At 66.1% G+C, this 21,439-nt stretch carries 20 protein-coding genes and 2 pseudogenes; 17 read left to right on the top strand and 5 right to left on the bottom strand.

The features are described from left to right. Positions 1-10: 10 nt before the first annotated feature. Positions 11-580 (bottom strand): thioesterase family protein, encoded by a 570-nt coding sequence (locus tag AWC03_RS17545; protein ID WP_249025914.1) that lies wholly within the window; start codon positions 578-580, stop codon positions 11-13. A 222-nt stretch (positions 581-802) separates the two neighbouring features. Here AWC03_RS17545 and AWC03_RS17540 point away from each other — a divergent pair, with 222 nt between their 5' ends. The 5 genes and pseudogenes from AWC03_RS17540 (at position 803) to AWC03_RS17520 (ending at position 5,142) form a co-directional block, all read left to right on the top strand. Beyond that, complete coding sequence (locus AWC03_RS17540; protein WP_085241996.1) at positions 803-1,984, top strand: acyl-CoA dehydrogenase family protein; 1,182 nt, start codon at positions 803-805, stop codon at positions 1,982-1,984. A gap of 31 nt (positions 1,985-2,015) precedes the next feature. Continuing rightward, the gene (gene bphC / locus AWC03_RS17535; RefSeq protein WP_085241995.1) at positions 2,016-2,924 is read left to right on the top strand and encodes a biphenyl-2,3-diol 1,2-dioxygenase; all 909 of its coding nucleotides are present in this window, start codon (positions 2,016-2,018) and stop codon (positions 2,922-2,924) included. Beyond that, a pseudogene (locus tag AWC03_RS17530) lies at positions 2,921-3,175 on the top strand (FAD-dependent oxidoreductase); the annotation flags it as partial. The gene bphC and the pseudogene AWC03_RS17530, both read left to right, overlap by 4 nt. 216 nt (positions 3,176-3,391) lie before the next feature. Beyond that, on the top strand, positions 3,392-4,225 hold the full coding sequence (locus AWC03_RS17525) for an IclR family transcriptional regulator (RefSeq protein ID WP_085241994.1): 834 nt from the start codon (positions 3,392-3,394) through the stop codon (positions 4,223-4,225). Next, positions 4,222-5,142 carry an alpha/beta hydrolase gene (locus tag AWC03_RS17520; RefSeq protein ID WP_085241993.1) on the top strand — a complete coding sequence of 307 codons (921 nt, stop codon included), beginning with the start codon at positions 4,222-4,224 and terminating at the stop codon, positions 5,140-5,142. The genes AWC03_RS17525 and AWC03_RS17520 overlap by 4 nt, the downstream gene beginning before the upstream one ends. On the opposite strand, the gene AWC03_RS17515 is transcribed toward AWC03_RS17520, so the two are convergent. Beyond that, positions 5,143-6,366 (bottom strand): NADH:flavin oxidoreductase, encoded by a 1,224-nt coding sequence (locus AWC03_RS17515; protein WP_085241992.1) that lies wholly within the window; start codon positions 6,364-6,366, stop codon positions 5,143-5,145. A 101-nt stretch (positions 6,367-6,467) separates the two neighbouring features. Between AWC03_RS17515 and AWC03_RS17510 the strand changes: the two genes are divergently transcribed. Further along, complete coding sequence (locus AWC03_RS17510) at positions 6,468-6,815, top strand: hypothetical protein (RefSeq protein WP_085241991.1); 348 nt, start codon at positions 6,468-6,470, stop codon at positions 6,813-6,815. Further along, a complete protein-coding gene (locus tag AWC03_RS17505) occupies positions 6,808-7,446 on the top strand; it encodes a Dabb family protein (protein ID WP_085241990.1) in 639 nt (212 codons plus the stop codon). Before AWC03_RS17510 ends, AWC03_RS17505 begins: the two co-directional genes overlap by 8 nt. Before the next feature lie 53 nt (positions 7,447-7,499). Here the strand turns inward: AWC03_RS17505 and AWC03_RS17500 are convergent, their stop codons facing one another. Then, a complete protein-coding gene (locus AWC03_RS17500; RefSeq protein ID WP_085241989.1) occupies positions 7,500-8,387 on the bottom strand; it encodes an SDR family NAD(P)-dependent oxidoreductase in 888 nt (295 codons plus the stop codon). Beyond that, entirely contained in the window at positions 8,384-10,312 is a 1,929-nt protein-coding gene (locus AWC03_RS17495; protein WP_085241988.1) for a flavin-containing monooxygenase, read from the bottom strand. Before AWC03_RS17495 ends, AWC03_RS17500 begins: the two co-directional genes overlap by 4 nt. A 102-nt stretch (positions 10,313-10,414) precedes the next feature. Between AWC03_RS17495 and AWC03_RS17490 the strand changes: the two genes are divergently transcribed. From AWC03_RS17490 to AWC03_RS17445, 10 genes are all read left to right on the top strand, one after another. Continuing rightward, positions 10,415-12,025, top strand: a complete 1,611-nt coding sequence (locus AWC03_RS17490; RefSeq protein WP_085241987.1) for an acyl-CoA synthetase — start codon at positions 10,415-10,417, stop codon at positions 12,023-12,025. After that, positions 12,022-13,146, top strand: coding sequence for a zinc-binding dehydrogenase (locus AWC03_RS17485; RefSeq protein WP_085241986.1), 1,125 nt, complete (start codon positions 12,022-12,024; stop codon positions 13,144-13,146). The genes AWC03_RS17490 and AWC03_RS17485 overlap by 4 nt, the downstream gene beginning before the upstream one ends. 23 nt (positions 13,147-13,169) lie before the next feature. Further along, positions 13,170-14,588 carry an aldehyde dehydrogenase family protein gene (locus AWC03_RS17480; protein ID WP_085241985.1) on the top strand — a complete coding sequence of 473 codons (1,419 nt, stop codon included), beginning with the start codon at positions 13,170-13,172 and terminating at the stop codon, positions 14,586-14,588. After that, positions 14,585-15,361 (top strand): crotonase/enoyl-CoA hydratase family protein, encoded by a 777-nt coding sequence (locus AWC03_RS17475; RefSeq protein ID WP_085241984.1) that lies wholly within the window; start codon positions 14,585-14,587, stop codon positions 15,359-15,361. Before AWC03_RS17480 ends, AWC03_RS17475 begins: the two co-directional genes overlap by 4 nt. Further along, the gene (locus AWC03_RS17470; RefSeq protein WP_085242005.1) at positions 15,361-16,497 is read left to right on the top strand and encodes an acyl-CoA dehydrogenase family protein; all 1,137 of its coding nucleotides are present in this window, start codon (positions 15,361-15,363) and stop codon (positions 16,495-16,497) included. Before AWC03_RS17475 ends, AWC03_RS17470 begins: the two co-directional genes overlap by 1 nt. 47 nt (positions 16,498-16,544) lie before the next feature. Beyond that, positions 16,545-17,531: an acyl-CoA dehydrogenase family protein gene (locus AWC03_RS17465; protein WP_085242004.1), complete on the top strand. Its 987-nt coding sequence runs from the start codon at positions 16,545-16,547 to the stop codon at positions 17,529-17,531. A 69-nt stretch (positions 17,532-17,600) separates the two neighbouring features. Beyond that, positions 17,601-18,086 (top strand): nuclear transport factor 2 family protein, encoded by a 486-nt coding sequence (locus AWC03_RS17460; RefSeq protein ID WP_085241983.1) that lies wholly within the window; start codon positions 17,601-17,603, stop codon positions 18,084-18,086. Next, positions 18,083-18,955, top strand: coding sequence for an SDR family NAD(P)-dependent oxidoreductase (locus tag AWC03_RS17455; protein ID WP_085241982.1), 873 nt, complete (start codon positions 18,083-18,085; stop codon positions 18,953-18,955). The genes AWC03_RS17460 and AWC03_RS17455 overlap by 4 nt, the downstream gene beginning before the upstream one ends. A 1-nt stretch (position 18,956) precedes the next feature. Beyond that, a complete protein-coding gene (locus tag AWC03_RS17450) occupies positions 18,957-19,901 on the top strand; it encodes an alpha/beta hydrolase (RefSeq protein WP_141659156.1) in 945 nt (314 codons plus the stop codon). 87 nt (positions 19,902-19,988) lie between these two features. After that, positions 19,989-21,065, top strand: coding sequence for a hypothetical protein (locus AWC03_RS17445; RefSeq protein ID WP_085241981.1), 1,077 nt, complete (start codon positions 19,989-19,991; stop codon positions 21,063-21,065). 136 nt (positions 21,066-21,201) lie between these two features. On the opposite strand, the pseudogene AWC03_RS27645 reads toward AWC03_RS17445, so the two are convergent. Beyond that, a pseudogene (locus tag AWC03_RS27645) lies at positions 21,202-21,439 on the bottom strand (hypothetical protein); the annotation flags it as partial.

Raw genomic sequence — 21,439 nt, 5'->3', positions numbered from 1 at the left:
GCTGGCCGTTTCATGGTTGGCGTCGCACGCCCATTGCGCCGCAGACGGGCGCGGCCCACTCCAGGGCCGACGAGTACCTGACGTGCTCGTCGAAAGCAGCGGCGATGTCGACCGGCATCGCCACGGGCAGTCGGCGGGTCAGATCGACGTGGACAAGGACCATCTCAAGTGTTGCCGATAGACGTTGCCGGTACCGATCCACGGCGAATGAGATCATGTGCACCACCTTGGGTGAGCGGTCGAGGACGCGGGCGTAGAGATCGGCAGTGTCATCTTCGATCAGCTCGCTGTAGTAGCGCAGGTGGTGTTCGACGGTGAAGAGGCTGAGCTGTCGATCAGTCCGGTAGGCGTCATCGATCCCGATTTCACGCACCAACGCATCTGCGGCGGCCGAACCGAGATCCAGATAGTGCAACACGTTCATGTGCCCGTTCCCATCGATCAAGTCACGGGACACGGCTCGCGTGACGGCACAGGGCAATTGGGCTATCTGGGCGGCCGACGGCAGGATTTGCTTTTCCGGCATCGGCGCCTGCTGGCCGCGGCCGCATCCAGAGGCTGGTCCCTGGGCCTGGTCCATAGGCACTGAGACTAGGCCTATCGACAGGTACTAGCTGCCCTGCCTCCCGGCTACCGGACGATGCCAGAAGGCTGTCGATGGTATCGGACCGCTGGCAGCCTCGGTTGGGCGCGTAGCGGCACCTCACGTTCTGGTATCGGCGTCCGCTCACCGGGAACGACGTCCGGTTCGGTGCAGAGATCGATAGATCATTACTACGCCCACAAAGTAAAGGACAGGGATATGAGCGAGCGGGTAATCGACCGGGTAGTGGCCATGGCCGACCAGTTGCGCGAGCAGGCCCCCGAGGCCGAGCGGATCGGCCGGCTGACCGATGACACGGTCAAGCTGATGAAGTCGGCCGGGTTGATCCGGCTGCTGCAGCCCAAGAACCACGGCGGCCTTGAGGTCCACCCCCGCGAGTTCGCCGAGACCGTGATGGCCACCGCCGCACACGATCCGGCGGCTGGCTGGATCGTCGGCGTGGTGGGTGTGCACCCCTACCAGCTGGCCTACGCGGACCCGAAAGTGCCCAACGAGGTATGGGCCGATGACGTCGACACGTGGATGGCGTCCCCGTACGCGCCGCAGGGCGTGGCCAGGCCGGTCGACGGTGGCTACCTGTTCAACGGGCGCTGGCAGTTCAGCTCGGGTACCGACCACTGCGACTGGATCATCTTGGGCGCGATGCTCGGCGACGAGCAGGGAAAGCCGCTGATGCCGCCGCAGATGCTGCACATGATCCTGCCGCGCAAGGACTACGAGATCGTCGAGGACTCGTGGGATGTGGTGGGGCTGCGCGGCACCGGGTCCAAGGACGTCATCGTCAAGGATGCGTTCGTCCCGTCCTACCGGACGATGGACGCCACGAAGGTGATGGACGGCACCGCCCAGCGCGAGGCCGGGATGACCGAGCCGCTGTATCTGATGCCGTGGTCGACGATGTTCCCGCTGGGCATCTCGGCGGCCACCATCGGCATCGCCGAGGGTGCCCTGGCCGCGCACCTGGATTACCAGCGGGACCGCGTGGGCGCCAGCGGAACCGCGATCAAGGACGACCCGTACGTGATGTACGCCGTCGGGGAGGCCGCGGCTGACATCAACGCCGCGCGGCAGGAGCTGCTGGCCAACGCCGACCGCATCTACGACATGGTCGCCGCCGGCAAGGAGGTGTCGTTCGCCGACCGCGCGGCCGGGCGGCGCACCCAGGTGCGCGCGGTGTGGCGCGCGGTGTCGGCGGTCGACGAGATCTTCGCCCGCTCGGGCGGGAACGCGGCCCGCATGGACAAGCCGCTCCAGCGCTATTGGCGTGATGCACATGTCGGGCAGGCGCATGCCATTCATGTCCCTGGCACCGTGTATCACGCGTCGGCGCTCAGTTCGCTGGGCGTCGACCCGCAGGGTCCGCTCCGCGCGATGATTTAGCACGTTCGAGGCGACAAGAGGAAGCGCTGACGTGGGTGACCTGAAAAGCCTTGGCTACATCACCATTTCGACGAACGACATCGACCGCTGGCGGCACTTCGCCTTCGGTGTCCTGGGTTTCGCCGAGGGCAAGGGACCGGACCCGGAGGCGCTGTACCTGCGGATGGACGAGCGCGCGGCCCGGCTCATCGTGGTGCCCGGCGAGATTGACCGGGTGCTGACCGTCGGCTGGGAGGTGCGTGACCGCCCGGCGCTGCAACGGGTCAAAGCGACCCTGGACGCCGCCGGGACCCCGTTCAAGCAACTGTCCACCGACCAGGCGGAGTCCCGGCGGGTGGAAGAGGTGATCACCTTCGAGGACCCGGCCGGCACCACGCTCGAGGTGTTCCACGGTGCGGTGCTCGACCACAGCCCCGTCGTCACCCCGTTCGGCGCGAGGTTCGTCACCGGCGACCAGGGCTTGGGCCACGTGGTGGTGCCGGCGATGGACCCTAACGGGCTGTTCGACTTCTACACCGAGGTGCTGGGGTTCCGCTCTCGCGGCGCGTTCCGGGTGCCGCTGCCCAAAGAGTTTGGGCCCGTGCGGGTTCGGTTCCTGGGCATCAACGAGCGCCACCACAGCCTGGCGATCGTGCCGGCCGCACACCAGCGCGACCCGCGCCTGGTGCACATCATGGTCGAGGTCGACAGCCTGGACGCCGTCGGGCAGGCGCTGGACCGGGTGAACGCCGAGGGCTTTCAGCTGTCCTCCACCCTGGGCCGGCACACCAACGACAAGATGGTGTCGTTCTACGTCCGCGCGCCCGGTGACTGGGACATCGAATTCGGCACCGACGGCATGCGTGTCGACGAAACCTATTACACCGCCGAGGAAATCACCGCCGATAGCTACTGGGGACACCAGTGGATCGGCGAAATGCCCGCGGCCATGCGGTTATGACGCCCGATTCCGACGTCACCGCGCTCCCGGCCTCCTCGGTCACCTCGTGGGATGACGAGGCCGACGTGGTCATCGCCGGCTACGGGGTGGCCGGGGCCGCCGCGGCGTTCGAGGCGGCGCGCTCCCGCGCCGATGTGCTGGTGACCGAACGCACCGGGTCGCGGGGCGGGGCGGCGACGATGGCCGGCGGGTTCATCTACCTCGGCGGCGTCACCGCCGGGCTCGCCGCCTGGGGTTACGCCAGCGGTATCTCGCTGGGCGACGGTAGCTTCTACGGCCGGCGCGCGGGCCGGTCGGCGGCCAAGGGCTAGCCGACCTGCACTGATTCATACGTCTCCCACCCGACACAGCTGTGGCCGGTGGCGCTTTTGGCATGCCATGTGACAGCGAGCACAGGGCTATGGTACAAACTGAGGTATCTCTAATAGAGATATCACAGCCAGATGCAATGGAGCTTTGGAGGACCGATGTCAGCGCCCCTGGAACCAGCAACTCCCACCGCCGTCATCGACCGCGTCTCCTTGGTGCTGGACGCCTTCGAAGGACCGGGACGACTAACGCTCGCCCAGATCGTGCGTCGCACGGGCCTGCCGCGCTCGTCGGCGCACCGGATGCTCGAGCGATTGGTCCAGCTGCGCTGGCTACGCCGCAACGGCCGCGACTACGAGCTCGGCATGCGGCTGGTGGAGTTGGGCTCACTGGCCGTGCACCAAGACCGCCTGGTGCGCGCAGCCGCCCCCTTGCTGGGCGAATTGCACCGCGCCACCGGGCTTGTCGTTCATCTGGCGGTTCTGGACGGGCCGGACGTTGTCTACCTCGACAAGATCGGTGACCGACTGATCAACGCGATCCCCACCAGGGTCGGGGGTCGGCAACCCGCGCACTGTACCGCGGTCGGCAAGGCGATCCTGGCCTATGGCGACCAGCATGCCGACGTTCATCTGCAGGCCCGCAAGACCAAGTTTTCCATTTGCACCGGCTCGCAACTTGCCGCTGAGTTAGCCAAGGTGCGCGCCCACGGCGTCGCCTTCGAGCGCGAGGAGTCGCTGCTTGGTTTTGGCTGCGTGGCGGCCCCCATCGGCAACCCCGGTGAGGCGATTGCCGCGGTGTCGGTGTGCGCGCCGATGAATCGCATGATGTTCGATCAGCGACTGACCACCCCGGTCCGCATGACCGCGGTGAACATCTGGCGCAACATCGAAGACGGCGCCCACCGCGTGGCGCCCACGCTGCAAACAATGCGACCGCTGCTGCCCCAACGCCCGATGCCGGCGCCGCAGCCCACCTTGCAGTACGCGTGAACCTCGACCCCCAGGTCGCCGCGCTGATTGAGGGGCTGGACGCGGGCTTTCCGCCGGTGCACACCATGACGGGCGCCCAGGCCAGGGCGGCCATCCGCGAGCGGTTGGTACCGCCCGCCCAACCCGAGCCGGTCGCCACAATCCGAGATCAGACCATTTCGGGCGCCGGTGCTGACATCCCGATACGGATCTACCGGCCCCGCGGCCACGCCGACGACGCGGGCCTGCCGATCCTGGTATACGCGCACGGCGGCGGATTCGTGTTTTGCGACCTCGACAGCCACGACGGCCTGTGCCGCAGTCTGGCCAACCTCGTTCCCGCCGTGGTGGTCTCCGTGGGATACCGGCTGGCTCCAGAAAATCCGTGGCCCGCCGCGGCCGAGGACGTGTACGCCGCCACCCGATGGGCCGCCGACATCGCCGGCGGAGATTCGCGCGCGGTCGTGGTGGGCGGTGACAGCGCGGGCGGCAACCTGGCCGCCGTCGTGGCGTTGATGGCGCGCGATCGCAGTGGCCCGGCGATTGCCGCGCAGCTGCTGCTCTACCCGATGCTCGCGGCCGGCTTCGACACTGAGTCATATCGACTGTTCGGCAAGGGTTTCTACAATCCGGCGGCTGCGCTGCAATGGTATTGGGACCAGTATGTGCCCGCACCCGCCGACCGCGACCATCCCTACGCCTCACCGCTGCGAGCGGACCTACACGGACTGCCGCCCGCAGTGATGGTCACCGCCGGGCATGATCCGCTTCGGGACGAAGCCATCGCCTACGCCGACGCGCTGCAATCCGCCGGGGTAGTCACCGTGCGGTGCGGCTACGAGGGAGGCATCCATGGGTTCATGACGATGCCGATGCTCGACATCGCTCACCAAGCCCGGCGGCAGGCGTGCCGCGAGTTGGCCACGCTGCTGGGGTGATTACCGTTCCGCGGGCTGGGCGGGCCGCTCCTCGATCTTGGTAGGTGGCCCATAGCGTTGGTCGGGATCGAGCACGCAGTGGGTGCGGCCGAAAACGGTGACCATGCACTTGTTGTTGTGATTGCACCGGCTGCGACTGCCCGGGTCGGCGATCATCTTGTTGACCAGGTCGGGTTCCCGCAGCAGCGCCCGACCCATCGCCACGAAGTCAAATCCCTCCTCTCGTGCGGTCTCGACGTGGTCGCGGCGGGTGATGCCGCCCAGCAGGATCAGTTTGGTGTTGCGCATCACCGGCACGAATTGGCGTGCGGCTTCGAGCATGTAGAGGTCGCGATACGGGTAGCTGCCCATCACGCGCTTGCCGGCCAGCCTGATGGCGGGCCGCAGCGCGGCCGGCATGACGCGGGCGAATTCGCGCACCGGGACGTCGCCCCGGAACAGGTACATCGGCTTGAAGACCGAGGACCCTTGGGTCAGTTCGAGCGCGTCGAGCGTGCCGTCGGTGTCGAGGAGCTGCGCGGTGCGCAACGCCTCATCGATCCAGATACTGCCGGGCAGTCCGTCGTCCATATTCAATTTGGCGATAACGGCGATCCGTCCGGCGGCCACCTCGCGGACGCGTTCGGCGATCTCCCGTGCCAGGCGGGAACGGTTGTCGATGGAGCCGCCGTACTCGTCGGTGCGGCGGTTGATGAGTGGGCTCAAAAACGAGCTCGGCAGATACAGGTGTCCGAAATGCAGTTCAACCGCGTCGAATCCGGCATCGATCGCTACCTGGGTCGCCGCGCCGAACTGCTCGACGACGGCTGCTATCTCGTCGCGGGTGATCGCCCGGCAGTAGGCCAACGACGTCGGATTGACGAACCGGCTCGGCGACAGGGCGGTCACCCCGGTCAGCGCCCTGGGGGCTACCACCCCGGCGTGGCCGAGCTGGGCCGAGATGGCCGCACCCGCCCCGTGCACGGCATCGGTAAGTCTGCGCAGGCCGGGCAGCGCTTGTGAGCTCATGACGATCTGACCCGGGGCGCTGGCGCCCTCGGGCGCGACACAGCAGTAGGCCACCGTCGTCATGCCCACTCCCCCGTCGGCGAACGCCCGGTGAAACGCGATTAGATCATCGGTGACCAGCCCGTGGGGCGATCGGCCTTCGGAGGTCGCGGCCTTGATGATCGGGTTGCGTAAGGTGGCCGGGCCGAGCTGCACGGGACTGAAGGAAGCGCTCATCCTCCCACCGTGGTGCCCAGCCGGACGGGGGGCAATGAGGTCCTCCCGATGGCCGGGACTGAACCTGTCCGGGGTTACACACGGTCGGTACGGTCACGCCCATGGCCGACGGTCGAATTTTCGTGATCGACAGGGTGGTGACGCGGCCTGGCTGCGCACGGAAGTTCGTGGAAACCTACCTCGCCGAGTACGCGCCCGGTGCCCGCTCCCGCGGAATGACGCTGCGCGATGTCCTGGTTAGTCCCCCGATCTGGTTCACGGACCAATCCAACACCGTCACCATCACCTGGGCCCTGCCGACCGCCCAGGCCTGGTGGGAGATGACCTGGAAGGGCCGCCCCGACCCGACGCTGGCCCGGTGGTGGGACCAGATCGAGGAACTCATCACCGAGCGCTCCCGCTCGGTCGCTGCGGCCGCCGACGACGTCGACGGGCTCTGCGATGTATAACGTCACCCGCCTCCTCGACGTCGCAGACGAACACCGCGACCGGATGCTCACGCTGGTGCGCGCGAGCGCTGAGGCGACCGGCGCCCGTCACCGGCTCGTCGAACCGACGCTGCCCGGGGCGCGCAACGGCGGTGACGTTCTCGTCCACTTGAGGTTTGATTCCCCGAGTCAATGGCTTACCGCCGCAGACGATTTCACCGCGATTTTGGGCGATCCCGCGATCACCCATGTCAACGGGGTCAGCTACAGGGGTGCTCCAACTCCCAACGGCGGCCGCCCGGGCACAGTCTACCGGGCCCTGTTTTTACGCGTGCTGCCCGACACGGACGTCGACACCGTTGCGCGTTTCGAGGACGAGTTGGCCTCGATGCCGCGCTACATACCGACGATCAGGGCATGGCAGCTCAGCCGGGTCGACGATGCGGTCGGGGCATCACGATGGACCCACGTGTTCGAGCAAGAGTTCAGCGACTTCGATGCGCTGATGGGCCCCTACCTGATGCATCCGATCCACTGGGCAGTCGTGGACCGCTGGTTTGATCCCGAATGCCCCGACGTCATCATCCGAGACCGAGTGTGCCACAGCTTCTGTCGATGCGATCACCCCGTCTTGACCGCATCGCCCACCTAGTCGGTCTCGGGCCTCGTCGGTGTCGAGCGGATCTCCGTTGTCCGCCGAGGGACTCACATCCCGGCGGGCAGGATGTTCGTATTAGCGTTCGCCGGCGGTTCGAGTGGCGGCAGTTCGGTTTTTCCGTCCAGGCTGTGCACCCGCAGCCGTTGTGACCACGGGTAGTGCAAGCTAAACGCCACCAGGCCGGTGCGTTCAGCCGCCGGTAGATGGCACATTGCCAGCACGGTTTCGGCCAGATACTCCACCGGCTCGGTCGGAAAGCCCTCAGGGATGAGCGAGGATGCGCCGGGAGTGCGCACAGCGGTCGACGGGCCAACACAATTCACCGCGATGTTCGCGTCGAGCAGTTCGGCGGCCACCCCCTGGGTGAACCGGTGCAGTGCGGCCTTGCACGACGCGTAAATCACATCGCCGGAGGTCTTGTTGTAATCGCGGTACGGCCGCACCGGTGCCACACCGGTGACCGAGCCGATGTTGACGATCCACCCGCCGCCCAGCTTGCGCATGTGCGGAACCGCGGCCTTGGTCAACACGAAGGGCGTGCGCAGATAGTGGTCGACGGTGCGGTCGAAGGTCTGCAGCGGCATGTCCTCGATGACCGAGTAGTCGGCGAAGCCGGCGTTGTTGACCAAGATGTCGATGCGGCCTGTGCGGTCGAGCACCTGGTCGACCAGGGTCTCGCGCGCCTGGGCGTCTTCGAGGTCGGCCACCACCCCGAACGCCGACCCGCCGGCATCTTCGATCAGGGCGATGGTCTCCTCGATCGTGCCGGGTAGCGTGCGATCGGACCCGGCGCGCTGCGAGCGTGAGGGCGCGTGAGCGCGCGCCGTCACCGCGACGGTGGCACCCTCGGCCGCCAGCCGCTGGGCCACCGCGCGACCGATGCCGCGGCTGCTTCCGGTTACCAAAGCCGTCCTGCCAGTCAGCAACTCGTTCACCGCAGCGTAAAGTCCTGCTCGCTCGGCGCTCGGTGCTGATGCCAGACGTCGACCAGTCGGTACGGGGTGGCCACCACTACCCGGCCCGAGCCGGACCGGTAGTAAGTGTGGGCGTTGGGTGTGTGGCACCATACCGTGCCGAGCATCGCCTCATCGATCGCGGCAACGTAATCCTCGTACGCCTGCTGGGTGACCTCGATCGTGGTGGCGCGGCGCAGCGCCATCAACTGCAAGCATTCGATGATGTAGTGCGCGAGCACCTCCATAGAGAAGTTCGCCCCCGCACCGTGTCCCGGGCTGTAGTTGGGTGCCGACATGATGAACAGGTTGGGAAAGCCGGGCACCGTGCCACCACGGTACGCACGGGGGTTGTCACCCCATTCGTCAGCCAGCTTCTTGCCGCCGCGTCCACGTATGTCCACGGTGGATAAGAAGTCCAAGTAGTAGCCGGTCGCGTAGACGATGACATCGAGGTCAATCTGCCGGCCATCCTGGGTGACAATGCCTTTCGGGTTGACCTCGGCCGGCTCGCTGGCCTCCACGTCGACATGGTCGCGGGTCAACGCCGCGTAGTAGCCGCCCGGGTCACGGATGATCCGCTTGCCGTAGGGCGCGAAGTCCGGGGTGACCTTTTTGGCCAGCTCGGTGTCTTTTCCGAACGTGTCCTCGATGTAGCGCAAGCACATTTGCAAAAGCACGTCATTGGCCGGCGAGATCGACAGGTGATCTTTGTTCCAGTCCGGGTCTTGCAGGATGATCGGGTAGTTGTTGTCCGCGGTGCCCCAATAGGACTTGAGCCGGTGCCACTTCGCGTAGTAGGGCAGATGCCGTCCCAGGTAACGCCGGAACGCGGGCACCTCATCGGTCAGCCGCTTACGCGGCGCCACCCAGTGTGGCTGCCGCTGGAACACCGTCAGGTGCTCGACCTGGTCGACACACGCGTCGACGATCTGTACGGCGGTGCAGCCCGCCCCGATCACGGCCACCTTCTTGCCGGTGAGATCGAGGGAAGAATCCCACAGCGCCGAATGAATGCTGGTGCCCGCGAAGGTGTCTCGACCCTTGATATCCGGCCAGCGCGGACGGTTGAGGTAGCCCGCCGCGGCGACCACGACGCTGGCGTAGCTGATCGTGCGACGGCCCTGGGCATCGACCGCATGGAGTTGCCATTGGTTGCGTTCGTCGTCCCACCACAACGCCTCGATCTCGGTGCCGAACCGAATGTGGTCGCGCAGCTTGTGTTTATCGGCCAGCGTCACCAAATAGTTCTGATATTCCCCACCCTGCGGGTAGTAGCTGCTCCAGTCCGGGTTCACCTCCCACGACAGCGAGTAATACGCCGACGGCGTATCCACACCGATGCCCGGGTAGGTGGTGGTCAGCCAGGTGCCGCCGACCTCGTCATTGCGGTCGAAGATCTCAAACGCGACTCCCTCAGCGGCGGCGGCCAGTGCGACGCTGATCCCGGCCAGACCGGCACCGATGATGGCGATGGTGATTGTCTCGGGGATCGGCACAGTCCGCGGCAAAGTTGGCTGCGACCGCTGGAAGCCGCCCTGTTCGAGCAACAGGTCCACCTGCTCGTCATCGACCTGCGAACCCAGCGCTACAGGTAGCAGCTTTGCGAAGAAGTCCCGGTCCACAGGGGATCTCGCATCGGTGCATCGTGGCCGTCCCAGCGCCTCGACGAGGGCGTTCACCAGCGAATCGGCCGTGTCGGCGTCTGTGACGCCGGCCTGCTCGGGCGGGTCGGCAACATAGGAGATCTTGGGCGCGTAGGTGTCGATCACCGACAAGTCGCCGGTGAGCTGCGCCAGCACGGCCACCAGCACACCCGGGTCCGCCTGACGCAGGTTGGCGCGCAGTTCGTCGGGATCAGGAGCGGCCGGTCCGGTGGGCGACGTCGATTCGGTAGCGGCGGTCATGCCATTGAGTCTGAAGCCCGCCGCCACCCCGGGCACCGCTGTTGTCTACTCAGCGGGAGGTCAGGATCACGGAAAACGACATTTGGACCTAGTGTTCGTCCCATGCAACCCGCGCACCACGACGACCGAGTGACACGGGAACTGGACGCCGCGGTCGCTCAGGCGCGCAGTCAATCGCTCGGCGACATCCCCCGCCGGTCAGCCCGCCGTCAGCCGGAGAAAACCGCGATCATCGACGGTGATGTGGTGCTGACGTTCGCCGAGTTCGACCAGCTGGTGGACAGAGCCGCAGCCGCCCTGCGCGACAACGGCTTTGCCCCTGGCGATCGCGTTGCGCTACTGTCCCACAACTGCTGGCAGTTCGCGGTCTTGGCATTCGCGACCGCGCGCGCGGGGGTGGTCCTGGTGCCCATCAATTTCATGCTCACGGCCGAGGAGATCGCCTATATCCTCGGGCACAGCCGGGTCCGTGGATTCGTCGTCGAATCCGCTCTGACCGCGATGGCCGAAAAGGCGATGCGCTTGGGCGGGGCTGTCACGACAAAAGTTGCGCTGATGGCCGACGGCGCCATCCCTCCTGTCGGCTGGCACGACTTTGGTCAGTGGCTCACCACGACCACAGCCGCACCGAACCCGCCCATCGATGATGAGCAACTCGTGCGGCTGATGTACACCAGTGGCACCGAATCACGGCCCAAGGCCGTCATGCACACCAGCCGCAGCCTGATGTGGCAGTACGTCAGCACCATCGTGGCCGGGGCGATGTCACCGGACGACGTCGAAATCCACTCACTGCCGCTCTATCACTGCGCGCAGTTGGACAACTTCTTGGCCACCGACCTCTATCTGGGAGCGACCAGCATCATCCTGTCGCGGCCGGACCCCGAATTGGTCCTGCGTACCATCGCGCGGTACGGAGTGACGAATTACTTTGCGCCACCCACGGTATGGATTTCACTGCTGCGTTGCCCGATCTTCGACGATGTCGACCTGTCCAGCCTGCGCAAGGGCTACTACGGCGCCTCACCGATGCCCGCCGAGGTCCTGCACGAAATACGCCGACGGCTGCCGAATCTGAGGCTGTGGAACTTCTACGGTCAAACCGAGATGGCGCCGCTGGCCTCGGCGCTGGGACCCGACGAGCAGGACACCCACGCCGGCGCGGCCGGACGCCCGGTGGTCAACGTCGAAACCACCATCCTCGATGACGAGGATTGCCCCGTGGCACCCGGCATGGTGGGTGAAATCGCCCACCGCAGCCCGCATCTGATGGTCGGCTACCTGGACGACCCTGCTAAAACGGCGGAGGCCTTCCGCGGCGGCTGGTTTCATTCCGGCGACCTGGGTTACTACGACGAGCACGGACTGTTGCACGTCGTGGACCGCAAAAAAGACATGATAAAAACAGGCGGCGAGAACGTCGCCAGCCGCGAAGTAGAAGAAATTCTGTACCGCCACAACGGGATCCAGGAGGCCGCCGTATTCGGTCTGGCGCATCCCGTCTGGGTGGAGGCCGTGGTCGCCGCAGTAGTAACCCGCAGCGGCGTCACCCTCACCGAAGACGACGTCCTCGTGCACTGCCGGCAGCATCTCGCCGGCTTCAAGGCGCCCAAACGGGTCTTCTTCGTCGATTCACTGCCGAAAAACCCCAGCGGCAAACTTCTCAAACGCGCCCTGCGGGACGCTTTCACCCTCGAATTCGCCAGCCAATGAAGGGACCGCTCTCTGTGTTTAAAGGCCGCATCGCGCGATTCGACCAACCCGGTAAGCCGTTCGACATCGAAACGGTCAGCCTTCCGGAGGTGGGTCCTGGTCAAATCCTGATCAAAGTGAGTCGCGCCAACATCTGCGGCTCTGACCTACACGCCTGGCACGGCACATTCGCCACCGGCGGCCTGGGAGGTCAACTACCCACCGTGTTGGGCCATGAAATGGTCGGCGCGATCGAGGCGCTGGGCGCGGGTGTCACCACCGATTCGGACGGCGCGCCGCTGACCGTGGGCACCCGGGTGGTCTTTCCCTACTTCTTCTCGTGTCACACCTGCCGAAATTGCCTGGCGGGCAGGCGAAACGCCTGTCTGAAGCTGACGATGGCCATGCTCGGCCGCGCCGACGAGCCACCCTATTTCGTCGGCGGCTACGCCGACTACTTCCTGCTGCCCGCCGGGGCGGTGGTCTACACGGTCCCCGATTCGGTATCCGATGACATCGCTGCAGGCGCGAATTGCGCACTGTCACAGGTCATGTACGGTCTGGAGCGTGTCGACCTGCAGCTTGGTGAATCGGTGGTGGTGCAGGGGGCGGGTGCGCTGGGTCTGTACGCAGTGGCGGTGGCAAAAGCGCGCGGCGCTGCCCGCGTGATCGCCATCGACGGTGTGGCCGAGCGCCTAGAGCTGGCGACCGCCTTCGGCGCCGACACGGTCATCGACATCAACGACGTCGCGACGGTCAAAGACCGGACCAAGCTCGTGCGACAACTGACTGACGGCCAGGGCGCCGATGTCGTGGTCGAGGTGGTCGGCCATCCCTCGGCCATCGACGAAGGCCTCAAGATGCTCGGCCAATTCGGCCGCTACGTGGAGATCGGAAACATCAACATTGGCAAGACCTTCGAATTCGACCCGTCCCGCTTTGTCTTCGGCAACAAGATGATGGTCGGCGTCTCGTTGTACGACCCCATCGTGTTGTCGCGGGCGCTGACATTTCTCGAACAGCATCAGGCCAGGCTGCCGTTGCACCGACTGGCCGCGGCCTGTTACCCACTCGACAACATCAACGACGCCTTCGCGGCGGCCGAGAGCAAGCGCGACGTTCGCGCGAGCATCGTGCCCTAACGACAGAAAGCAGACCACGACCAATGCATGACTACGCCAGGAAGACATTGTTCATCGGCGGCGAGTGGATCACGCCGGCCGGCACGGACCTCATCGAGGTGATCGACCCCTCGACAGAACAGGTCATCGGCACGGTTCCCGGAGGTACCGAAGCAGACGTCGATGCGGCAGTGTCCGCAGCACGGCGCGCCTTTGACCCGCTGATCAGCGTCGCCGAGCGCCGCCAGCGCGTCGCGGCGGTGATCGCCGCCCTGGAGAAGCGTCTGCCGGACATCGCCGAGACGATCACCCGGGAAATGGGTGCGCCGGTGCGCATCGCGCAGACCGTGCAGACCCAGGTCCCGCTGGCGGTGGCCCGCGGCTTCGCTGACGTTCTGGATGGTTTCGACTTCGAAGAACAAGTGGGAAACTCGCTGATCCTGCGCGAACCCTACGGCGTGGTCGGCGCAATCACCCCCTGGAACTATCCGCTTTATCAGGTGGTCGCCAAGGTGGTCCCGGCGATCGCGGCCGGTTGCACGGTGGTTCTCAAACCCAGCAATGAAGCACCGCTGTCGGTGTTCGAGTTCGTCGAGGCCCTCGAGGAAGCCGGTCTGCCCGCCGGCGTGGTGAACCTGGTTTCGGGGCGCGGCGCGCTGATCGGTGAGCGCATCGCCGCCCATCCCGAGATCGACTTCGTCTCGTTCACCGGTTCCACGGGCGTCGGAGCCCGCGTCGGGGAGTTGGCCGGGCGGTCGGTGAAGAAGGTCGCACTTGAACTTGGCGGCAAGTCAGCCAACGTCATCCTCGACGACGCCGACCTGGCGACCGCGGTCAAGGTCGGAGTCGGCAACGCCTTCCTCAACGGCGGCCAGACCTGCATGGCCTGGACACGGATGCTGGTGCCCCAGTCCCGCTACGGGGAGGCCCTGGAACTGATCGAGGCCGCCGTGTCGAAATACACCGTGGGCGATCCGCTCGACCCGGCGACCCGAATCGGACCCTCGGCTTCGGCGGGCCAGTTCGAAGCCGTGCGGGGATTCATCGAACGCGCCCAACGCGACGGTGCGCGCCTGATCACCGGGGGCGCCGAGCCGATCCGCGAGGTCGGCTACTACATCGCACCCACGGTGTTCGGCGACGTCGACCCGGATTCCGAACTCGGCCAAGAAGAGGTCTTCGGTCCCGTCCTGGCGGTCATCCCATTTACTGACGAGACCGACGCCCTGCGCATCGCCAACGGCACCCCATACGGCCTCTCGGGCGCGGTGTGGGCGGCCGACACCGACCGGGCCATCGCCTTTGCGCGCGGGGTGCAGACCGGCCAGCTCGACATCAACGGCGGCAAGTACAACCCGGTGGCACCGTTCGGCGGCTACAAGAAGTCCGGCATAGGACGTGAACTCGGCCGCGCCGGATTCGAAGAGTACTTGCAGACCAAGTCCCTGCAGCTGCCGGCATGAGCGGGCCTCTCGAGATCGCGACGAGCGGACCCACGCAGGTATGGACGATCGACCTTCCGCACCTCGGCAACGCGATCACCGACAAAGCGTTCATCTCCGCGTTCGAGGCCGCAGTCGATAATGCCAACGCCGACACCGACATACGTGCGTTGATCCTCACCGGGCGCGGCAAAATCTTCTCCGCCGGCGGCAACGTCAAAGAGATGGCCGACCGAGACGGCATGTTCGGCCTGGACGCTCGGGCCCAACGGCACGCCTACATCGACGGCATCCAACGGATTCCGCGGGCACTGGCCCGACTCGAGGTTCCGCTGATCGCAGCAGTCAATGGGCCGGCCATCGGCGCCGGTTGCGATCTGGCGATGATGTGCGACATCCGAGTGGCCTCTGAGCGAGCGTCCTTCGCCGAGAGCTTCGTACAGCTCGGCCTGATCCCCGGCGACGGGGGAACCTGGTTTCTGCCGCGGGCGGTGGGCTACGAGCGCGCCGCCGAGATGACCTTCACCGGTGACCGCATCGATGCTGCGACCGCCCTGCAGTGGGGCATGGTCAGCCGAGTGGTGCCCCACGACGACCTGCTCGCCCACGCGCACGCGTTGGCCGAGCGCATCGCTGCCAACCCTGCGCACGCGCTGCGGATGGCCAAACGGTTGCTGCGGGAATCGCAGACGGCGTCACTGGAAACCACGCTGGGGATGGCCGCGGCCATGCAGCCGCTGGCACACCGCGATCCCGAACATGAACGGCGTATCGCCAAGTGGAAGACGACCTGATGGCGCTGCCCCGGATGGTGCCACCGGCCGCCGTCGACCCATCGACGCAGGCGCTACGCGCGGAGGTCCGTCGGTTTCTCGCCGACCAACGCGCAGCGGGCGCGTTCGCCCCGTCCGTTGACGCCTGGCTCACGGGGTGGGACGAGACTTTCACTGCCGCCCTGGCGGCGCGCGGCTGGATCGGTATGACGGTGCCCGTCGAGTACGGCGGACATGGGCGCTCATTTCTGGAACGGTTCGCGGTTACCGAGGAGCTGCTGGCCGCCGGCGCGCCGGTCGCCGCGCACTGGATCGCCGACCGCCAGATCGTGCCCTCACTGCTGAAATACGGCACCGAACTGCAGAAGTCGCAATTCTTGCCTCGGATCGTACGCGGCGACTGCTTCTTCGCCATCGGTATGAGCGAGCCCGATTCCGGCTCTGATCTGGCCAGTGTGCGTACCCGCGCCGTGCGTGTGGAGGGAGGTTGGTCGCTGTCGGGCACCAAGGTTTGGACGTCGGGCGCACACCGCGCCCACGCCTTCATCGTCCTTGCCCGCACTGCACCGGTGAATCCAGACCAGCGCCATGCTGGGCTCAGCCAATTCATCGTCGACCTGCGCGGTTCGGGGGTGCGGGTCCGTCCGATCATTTCGATGAACGGAGCGCACCACTTCAACGAGGTGATCCTCGACCAGACATTCGTGCCCGACGCCATGGTGTTCGGTGACATCGGCGCCGGCTGGGCGCAGGTGACGTCCGAGTTGAGTTTTGAGCGCAGCGGACCCGAACGCTTCCTCTCTACTTTCGTTCTGCTCGCAGCGACCACCGCCAACATGGCAACCCAGCGCATCTCGCGAGACGAGAGCCTCGGGCGCCTGGTGGCCCGCGTCGCCGGCCTGCACCAGATGTCGACCGCGGTCGCCGGCGCCCTGGAGCGCCGCGACTCCGCTGACGTGGCCGCGGCGGTGGTCAAGGTGCTGGGCACCACTGTCGAAGGTGACATCGCCGACCTTGCCGACCGGCATGGCGGCGTCGATGCGGCATCCTCGGAGCTGATAACCGCCGCGGTCGACCAGCGCCCCGGCTTTACCCTGCGCGGCGGAACCAACGAGGTGTTGCGCGGTGTGATTGCCCGCGGATTGGGGATCCGTTGACAACCTCACCGATCGACGCGTCCCCGGTGGACCCGGCCCTGATCGACATGATGCGCGCGGTGTTCGGCGCGTACCGCACAACGCAGTCATCCGTCGCCACTGTCGATCGTGACGCCCAGCTATGGCACCAGCTTGACGAGCTCGGACTGGTGCGCCTCACCGGCCCTGAACACTCCGGCGGCAGCGGCGCCGGCTGGCATGAAGCGGCCGAGCTGCTCACCGTCGCTGTTCAGCACAGCGCGCGAATCCCATTGGCCGAGCACGATTTATTGGCGTGCTGGCTGCTGGAGGCCATTGGATTACCGTGCGACGACGCTGTGCGGACCGTGTGCCGGCTCGATGCCCGGGGCGCCGCGAGGGGGGTGCCCTGGGCGTCTCGCGCCCAACAGATCGTGGTCATCTGGCAGCGGGGCGGCGAGTATCACGCCGCCGATGTCAATGTCGAGTCGCTGGATATCACGCCCGGCGCCAATACGATCGGCGAGCCGCGGGATATCGTCGTCGCCGACCCCGCCGCCTTGCGCGGTGTTCCCCTCGAGGCGACGTTGGTCGACCAGCTGCGGCTGAAATCGGCCTTGGTGCGCGCAGTGCAAGTGTGTGCCGCGCTGGACCAGATTCTCGAGCTTTCGATCGAGCACGCGAGCTCACGCGTCCAGTTCGGTCGGCCCCTTTCGCGCTTTCAGGCCGTGCAGAGCATGATCGCCGACATCGCCGCACAGGCCGCCCTGGCACGATCGGCCACCGAGGCGGCGCTGACGGCGGCGGTCACCAGCGCGTGGTCAGCGTCCAACCTCGCCTTCCTTGTCGCAGTGGCACGTTCGTGTGTGGGCCACGCCGCCTCGGTGGTGGTGCGTAACGCTCACCAGGTTCATGGCGCGATCGGCACCACGCGCGAGCACCGGCTACACGAGTTCACCCGGCCTGCCCTGGTGTGGCGCGGGGAGTTCGGCTCCGTGCAGTATTGGGACGAACAGGTCACGTCGGCCGCGCTTGAGGCGGGAGCCGCCGGGCTATGGAGCCTGATCAGCGGCTGAGCAAGGACGGTGTTCCACTCAACGGGCGTCGGGGTGTTAGCGGGGCCACAGCCGGGATTGACTGTGGGCATGAGCAACGACATCACGCTGTCGGAACTGCAGGAGTTCATCGCCGCCTTCTGGTACCACTACGACGAAGCCAACTATGACGAGCTGGCCGCAAGCTACGCCCGCGATGTGCACTACCTGACCCGAAGCGACAGTGGCGCCAGTCCTTTCGAGGAGCTGATGTCGCCCGAACTCGACGGTCGTGACGCGGTCATCGAGTGGCTGTCCGAGCATCGCAAGCAAAGCCCCTACCCGCTGCGTCACCACGCCACGAACGTGCACCGCACCGGCACCGATAGCGGCGTAACGCGCGCCCGCTTTTACATCTTCGTCAACCAGATCGCCAACTTCGTACCGTTCGCGGTGTCCAGCGGGGTGGTCAACGTCGGCGTGCGCCGAGGCCCCGATGGACTGGAGTTCACCGATATGGACGTCGTGCTGGATGCCACCAACTCCGTGCTGCTCTCCGAACTGCACAGCGGCACCGCCACCGCGTCGCAACCATGACGGTTCAAGAGCTCTTCTCTGGCGGCGTCGCCGTCATCACCGGAGCCGGCTCCGGGATCGGCGCCGGCATGGCCCGCTACGCCAGCAAATTGGGCATGACCGTGGTGCTCGCCGATGTCGATGCGCACAGCATCGCCGCCCTGCGCGAGGAGCTCACCGCCCCGGGCAGCACCGCGGTCGACATGGTGTGCGACGTACGGGATCCCGTCGCCATGCAAGAGCTTGCCGACACGACCATCCGTGACGTCGGGCCGGTGCGATTGCTGGTGAACAACGCCGGAATTGAACAGTTCGGCTACCTGTGGGACACCCCGGTGGCCAATTGGCAACGGATCGTAGACATCAACATCAGCGGGGTCTTCTACGGCATCCGCGCATTCCTGCCGCCAATGATGGCCACCCCCGAGCAGGCGTGGGTGTGGAATGTGTCGTCGGTCGGTGGGGTCGTCGCGATGCCCTTGCAAACGCCCTACATCGTGAGCAAGCACGCCGTACTGGCGATGACCGAGTGTCTCAACCTCGAAGTACAGTCCAGCGGGCACGACCACCACATTCACGTCCAGGCCGTGCTGCCCGGCCCGGTGCTGTCCAACATTTTCGAATCAGCCGGCGGCGTCGACTCCACTGAGGCCACCGACGTCGCGGCTGCCGAGGCGCACCGTACGGCCATGCTCGACCTGAAGGCCGACGCGATGGACCCGCTGACAGCTGCCGCGGTCGTGTTCGAGCAAGCCGCTCAAGGCAGCTTCTATCTGCTCACCCATCCCGACTATGTTCGGTCGGCGATGCAAGAGCGCGCCAACGTCCTTGCGTCCCAACAGGCTCCGGTTTTGCGGACCGAGCGCCGGTTCGACCCCGCCCGGCATTAGCGTGCCCACTCCCCCGCTGGATCCCGACGCCGCCGCCCGAGTCACGTCGCTCGGTACGATCCCGCCGATGCGCCAACGCGGCCTCGCCGCGGTGCGGGCCGCGATCGAATCCGCGCCGCTGCCCGAGGCAATGCCACAGATGGACAACATCACCGAGACCACCATCCCGGGGCCCGCCGGGCCGATACCCACGCGAATCTATCGTCCCACCTCAGATTCCTGCCCACCCGTGCTGGTGTATTTCCACGGCGGCGGCCTGGTCATGGGATCCAACCACTCGTTCGAACCGCTGGCCCGCGCGCTCGCATCGGCGTCCATGGCCACCGTCGTCGCCGTCGACTACCGCCTGGCCCCCGAAGCGGCACCGCCGGCGCAGTTCGACGATGCCTACGCCGCCACTGAATGGGTGTCGCGCCGAGCCGCGGATCTGCGTGTCGACGCCAGCCGGCTCGCAGTGGTCGGCGATAGCGCCGGAGGTTCGTTGGCGGCCTCGGTTGCCCTGGCCGCGCGTGACCGCCGCGGTCCGGCGATCTGCGCTCAGGTGCTGCTGTACCCGGGCCTGGATCGCGACATGACGGCCCCGTCGGTCGCCTCGACGGCCGACGCGCCGCTACTCACCCGCGACGACATCGACTACATGCACGCACTTGCCGACGGAGATGCCGGGCCGCCCGAGGACCCGTACCTGGTGCCCGCCTACGCTTCCGACCTTTCTGGGCTGCCGCCCGCGATCGTGGTCACCGCCGGCTGCGACCCGATCCGGGACTGGGGTGAGCGATACGCGGTCCGGCTCCGGGACGCCGGAGTTCAGACCACCCTCACCCGCTATCCGGGTACCTACCACGGCTTTCTCATGTACCCCGCCGCGACCGCCCGCGGCCGGCTGGCCATTGCCGAGATCGGCGCGGTATTGGGCGCCAAGTTCGCCAATCCGCTCCCATTTTGACGTCCCGATCACCGGACACGAATCGACCGCGCGTCGACGGCGGCAACGACAATCACACCAATCGAAACATGCAGAAGGAGACCGCTGATGCTCACCGATGAGCGCCGGATGGAGCTTTCCAACGTATTGCGGCCCGCCGCGCCGCCGCGCGAAATCGACAACGTCTACACGGCCGAGCAACGCGGGCGGCTGCTCAATGTCGTACACGCGCACGGCCCTTGGAAGCTGATCATCGCCCAGCACTTCGCATCGGCCGACGAGTTGATGGCCACCATGAGCGGCGCCTTCCCCGAGGGATTCACTCCGTCGCTGGACCTTTTTCTGACGCCGACATTCCGCGGCTACCTGGCCAACTACGGGGCCGTTCTCTACCCGGAGCTGCACGACTGCTTCTACAACGCCACGTTCCTCGAGCACGCGAAGAGCTACTGGAAAGCCGAGTACGCCAAGCCTGAGATGATGTTGTTCAACATCAACGGCCCGTGCGCCAACCGCGATCCGGGCCATCTGGACTCGCCGAGCTTCCGCGGTGTACGCCACGAGAACGCCCCCACCTGGCTGTGCAGCGTGATGGGCAAGTCGGGCCTGTTCACCGACTACCTCATCAAAATGGCTCAGGTCATCACCTGGTTCTCCCTCGACGAGGGGTCCGGTTTTACCTATTGGCCCGACGGCCCACTGAAGGCCCCCGCCCGGGTCTTGCCGCCCATCAACAACCGCGGAGTGGTCGTTCAGAACGAGATGATGGTGCACCGCGGAGAAGCCAACGGGCCGCTGGATCAACAGGTTCCGGCGGGGCTGGCCTTCGACACAGTCTTCGCCGGCGACCCGGCCGACCCCAACCACTGGCTTCTGAAGAACGGTGACGACGTCATCGCCCGCCACCACACCGACGAATTGCGTTTCCTGGTGCACTGGTCCGCCGAAGTGTTCTCGGACTTCGAGGAACTGAAAAAGAACATGGACGGCTCCGACGACATCACGATCGAACGGGCCATCGGCATGATGGTCGACGACCTCAAAGGCAAGGGCATCCAGCTCGACACTCCCAGCGATCCCCTGCACGACCCGGCATTCATCGCCGCCCTCAACGCCGCGTACGACCTCGGCGGACCGACAACCTATCCAGAAGAAGCGCCACTGAGCGCGTTCCAATTGGCTTAAGCACCGAAAGGCGCAGCATCAAGGATCATTTCGGGGAATCCCGGGGCATGCCGACTTGGACGGGTCCGGGATATGCGGCGCCGTTCAGCCCCGACTGCGTGGGATCTATGGTGATCGACGGACAGTGAACTGCGGCTCAGACAGCCGGGTACGCCAGCGTTCCTACGATCATCTGCATGCCGCAGCGCAACGCGGATTGCAGGGCGGCGAAGTCGCCGTGCTGGACCCAGTGGACGTAGGCGTGCCGACACGCTTGAACCACCAACTGGGCAGGCAGCTCTCGGGTGAATGGGTCATTGAAACGCCCTGGAAATCCCGGAGGCTCCTGACCTTGGAAACGAGGATGCAGGTATGCCCACGGAATCGTCGTCGGG

Source organism: Mycobacterium europaeum, from assembly GCF_002102155.1.
GTDB lineage: Bacteria > Actinomycetota > Actinomycetes > Mycobacteriales > Mycobacteriaceae > Mycobacterium > Mycobacterium europaeum.
Note: the sequence above shows the minus strand (reverse complement) of the source record. Positions and strands in the feature narration are given on the sequence as shown.

Coding starts and splice junctions, on each gene's coding strand:
- AWC03_RS17545 (WP_249025914.1), bottom strand. CDS start 580: ATGGACCAGGCCCAGGGACCAGCCTCTGGATGCGGCCGCGGCCAGCAG.
- AWC03_RS17540 (WP_085241996.1), top strand. CDS start 803: ATGAGCGAGCGGGTAATCGACCGGGTAGTGGCCATGGCCGACCAGTTG.
- AWC03_RS17525 (WP_085241994.1), top strand. CDS start 3,392: ATGTCAGCGCCCCTGGAACCAGCAACTCCCACCGCCGTCATCGACCGC.
- AWC03_RS17515 (WP_085241992.1), bottom strand. CDS start 6,366: ATGAGCGCTTCCTTCAGTCCCGTGCAGCTCGGCCCGGCCACCTTACGC.
- AWC03_RS17510 (WP_085241991.1), top strand. CDS start 6,468: ATGGCCGACGGTCGAATTTTCGTGATCGACAGGGTGGTGACGCGGCCT.
- AWC03_RS17505 (WP_085241990.1), top strand. CDS start 6,808: ATGTATAACGTCACCCGCCTCCTCGACGTCGCAGACGAACACCGCGAC.
- AWC03_RS17495 (WP_085241988.1), bottom strand. CDS start 10,312: ATGACCGCCGCTACCGAATCGACGTCGCCCACCGGACCGGCCGCTCCT.
- AWC03_RS17490 (WP_085241987.1), top strand. CDS start 10,415: ATGCAACCCGCGCACCACGACGACCGAGTGACACGGGAACTGGACGCC.
- AWC03_RS17485 (WP_085241986.1), top strand. CDS start 12,022: ATGAAGGGACCGCTCTCTGTGTTTAAAGGCCGCATCGCGCGATTCGAC.
- AWC03_RS17480 (WP_085241985.1), top strand. CDS start 13,170: ATGCATGACTACGCCAGGAAGACATTGTTCATCGGCGGCGAGTGGATC.
- AWC03_RS17475 (WP_085241984.1), top strand. CDS start 14,585: ATGAGCGGGCCTCTCGAGATCGCGACGAGCGGACCCACGCAGGTATGG.
- AWC03_RS17470 (WP_085242005.1), top strand. CDS start 15,361: ATGGCGCTGCCCCGGATGGTGCCACCGGCCGCCGTCGACCCATCGACG.
- AWC03_RS17465 (WP_085242004.1), top strand. CDS start 16,545: ATGATGCGCGCGGTGTTCGGCGCGTACCGCACAACGCAGTCATCCGTC.
- AWC03_RS17460 (WP_085241983.1), top strand. CDS start 17,601: ATGAGCAACGACATCACGCTGTCGGAACTGCAGGAGTTCATCGCCGCC.
- AWC03_RS17455 (WP_085241982.1), top strand. CDS start 18,083: ATGACGGTTCAAGAGCTCTTCTCTGGCGGCGTCGCCGTCATCACCGGA.
- AWC03_RS17445 (WP_085241981.1), top strand. CDS start 19,989: ATGCTCACCGATGAGCGCCGGATGGAGCTTTCCAACGTATTGCGGCCC.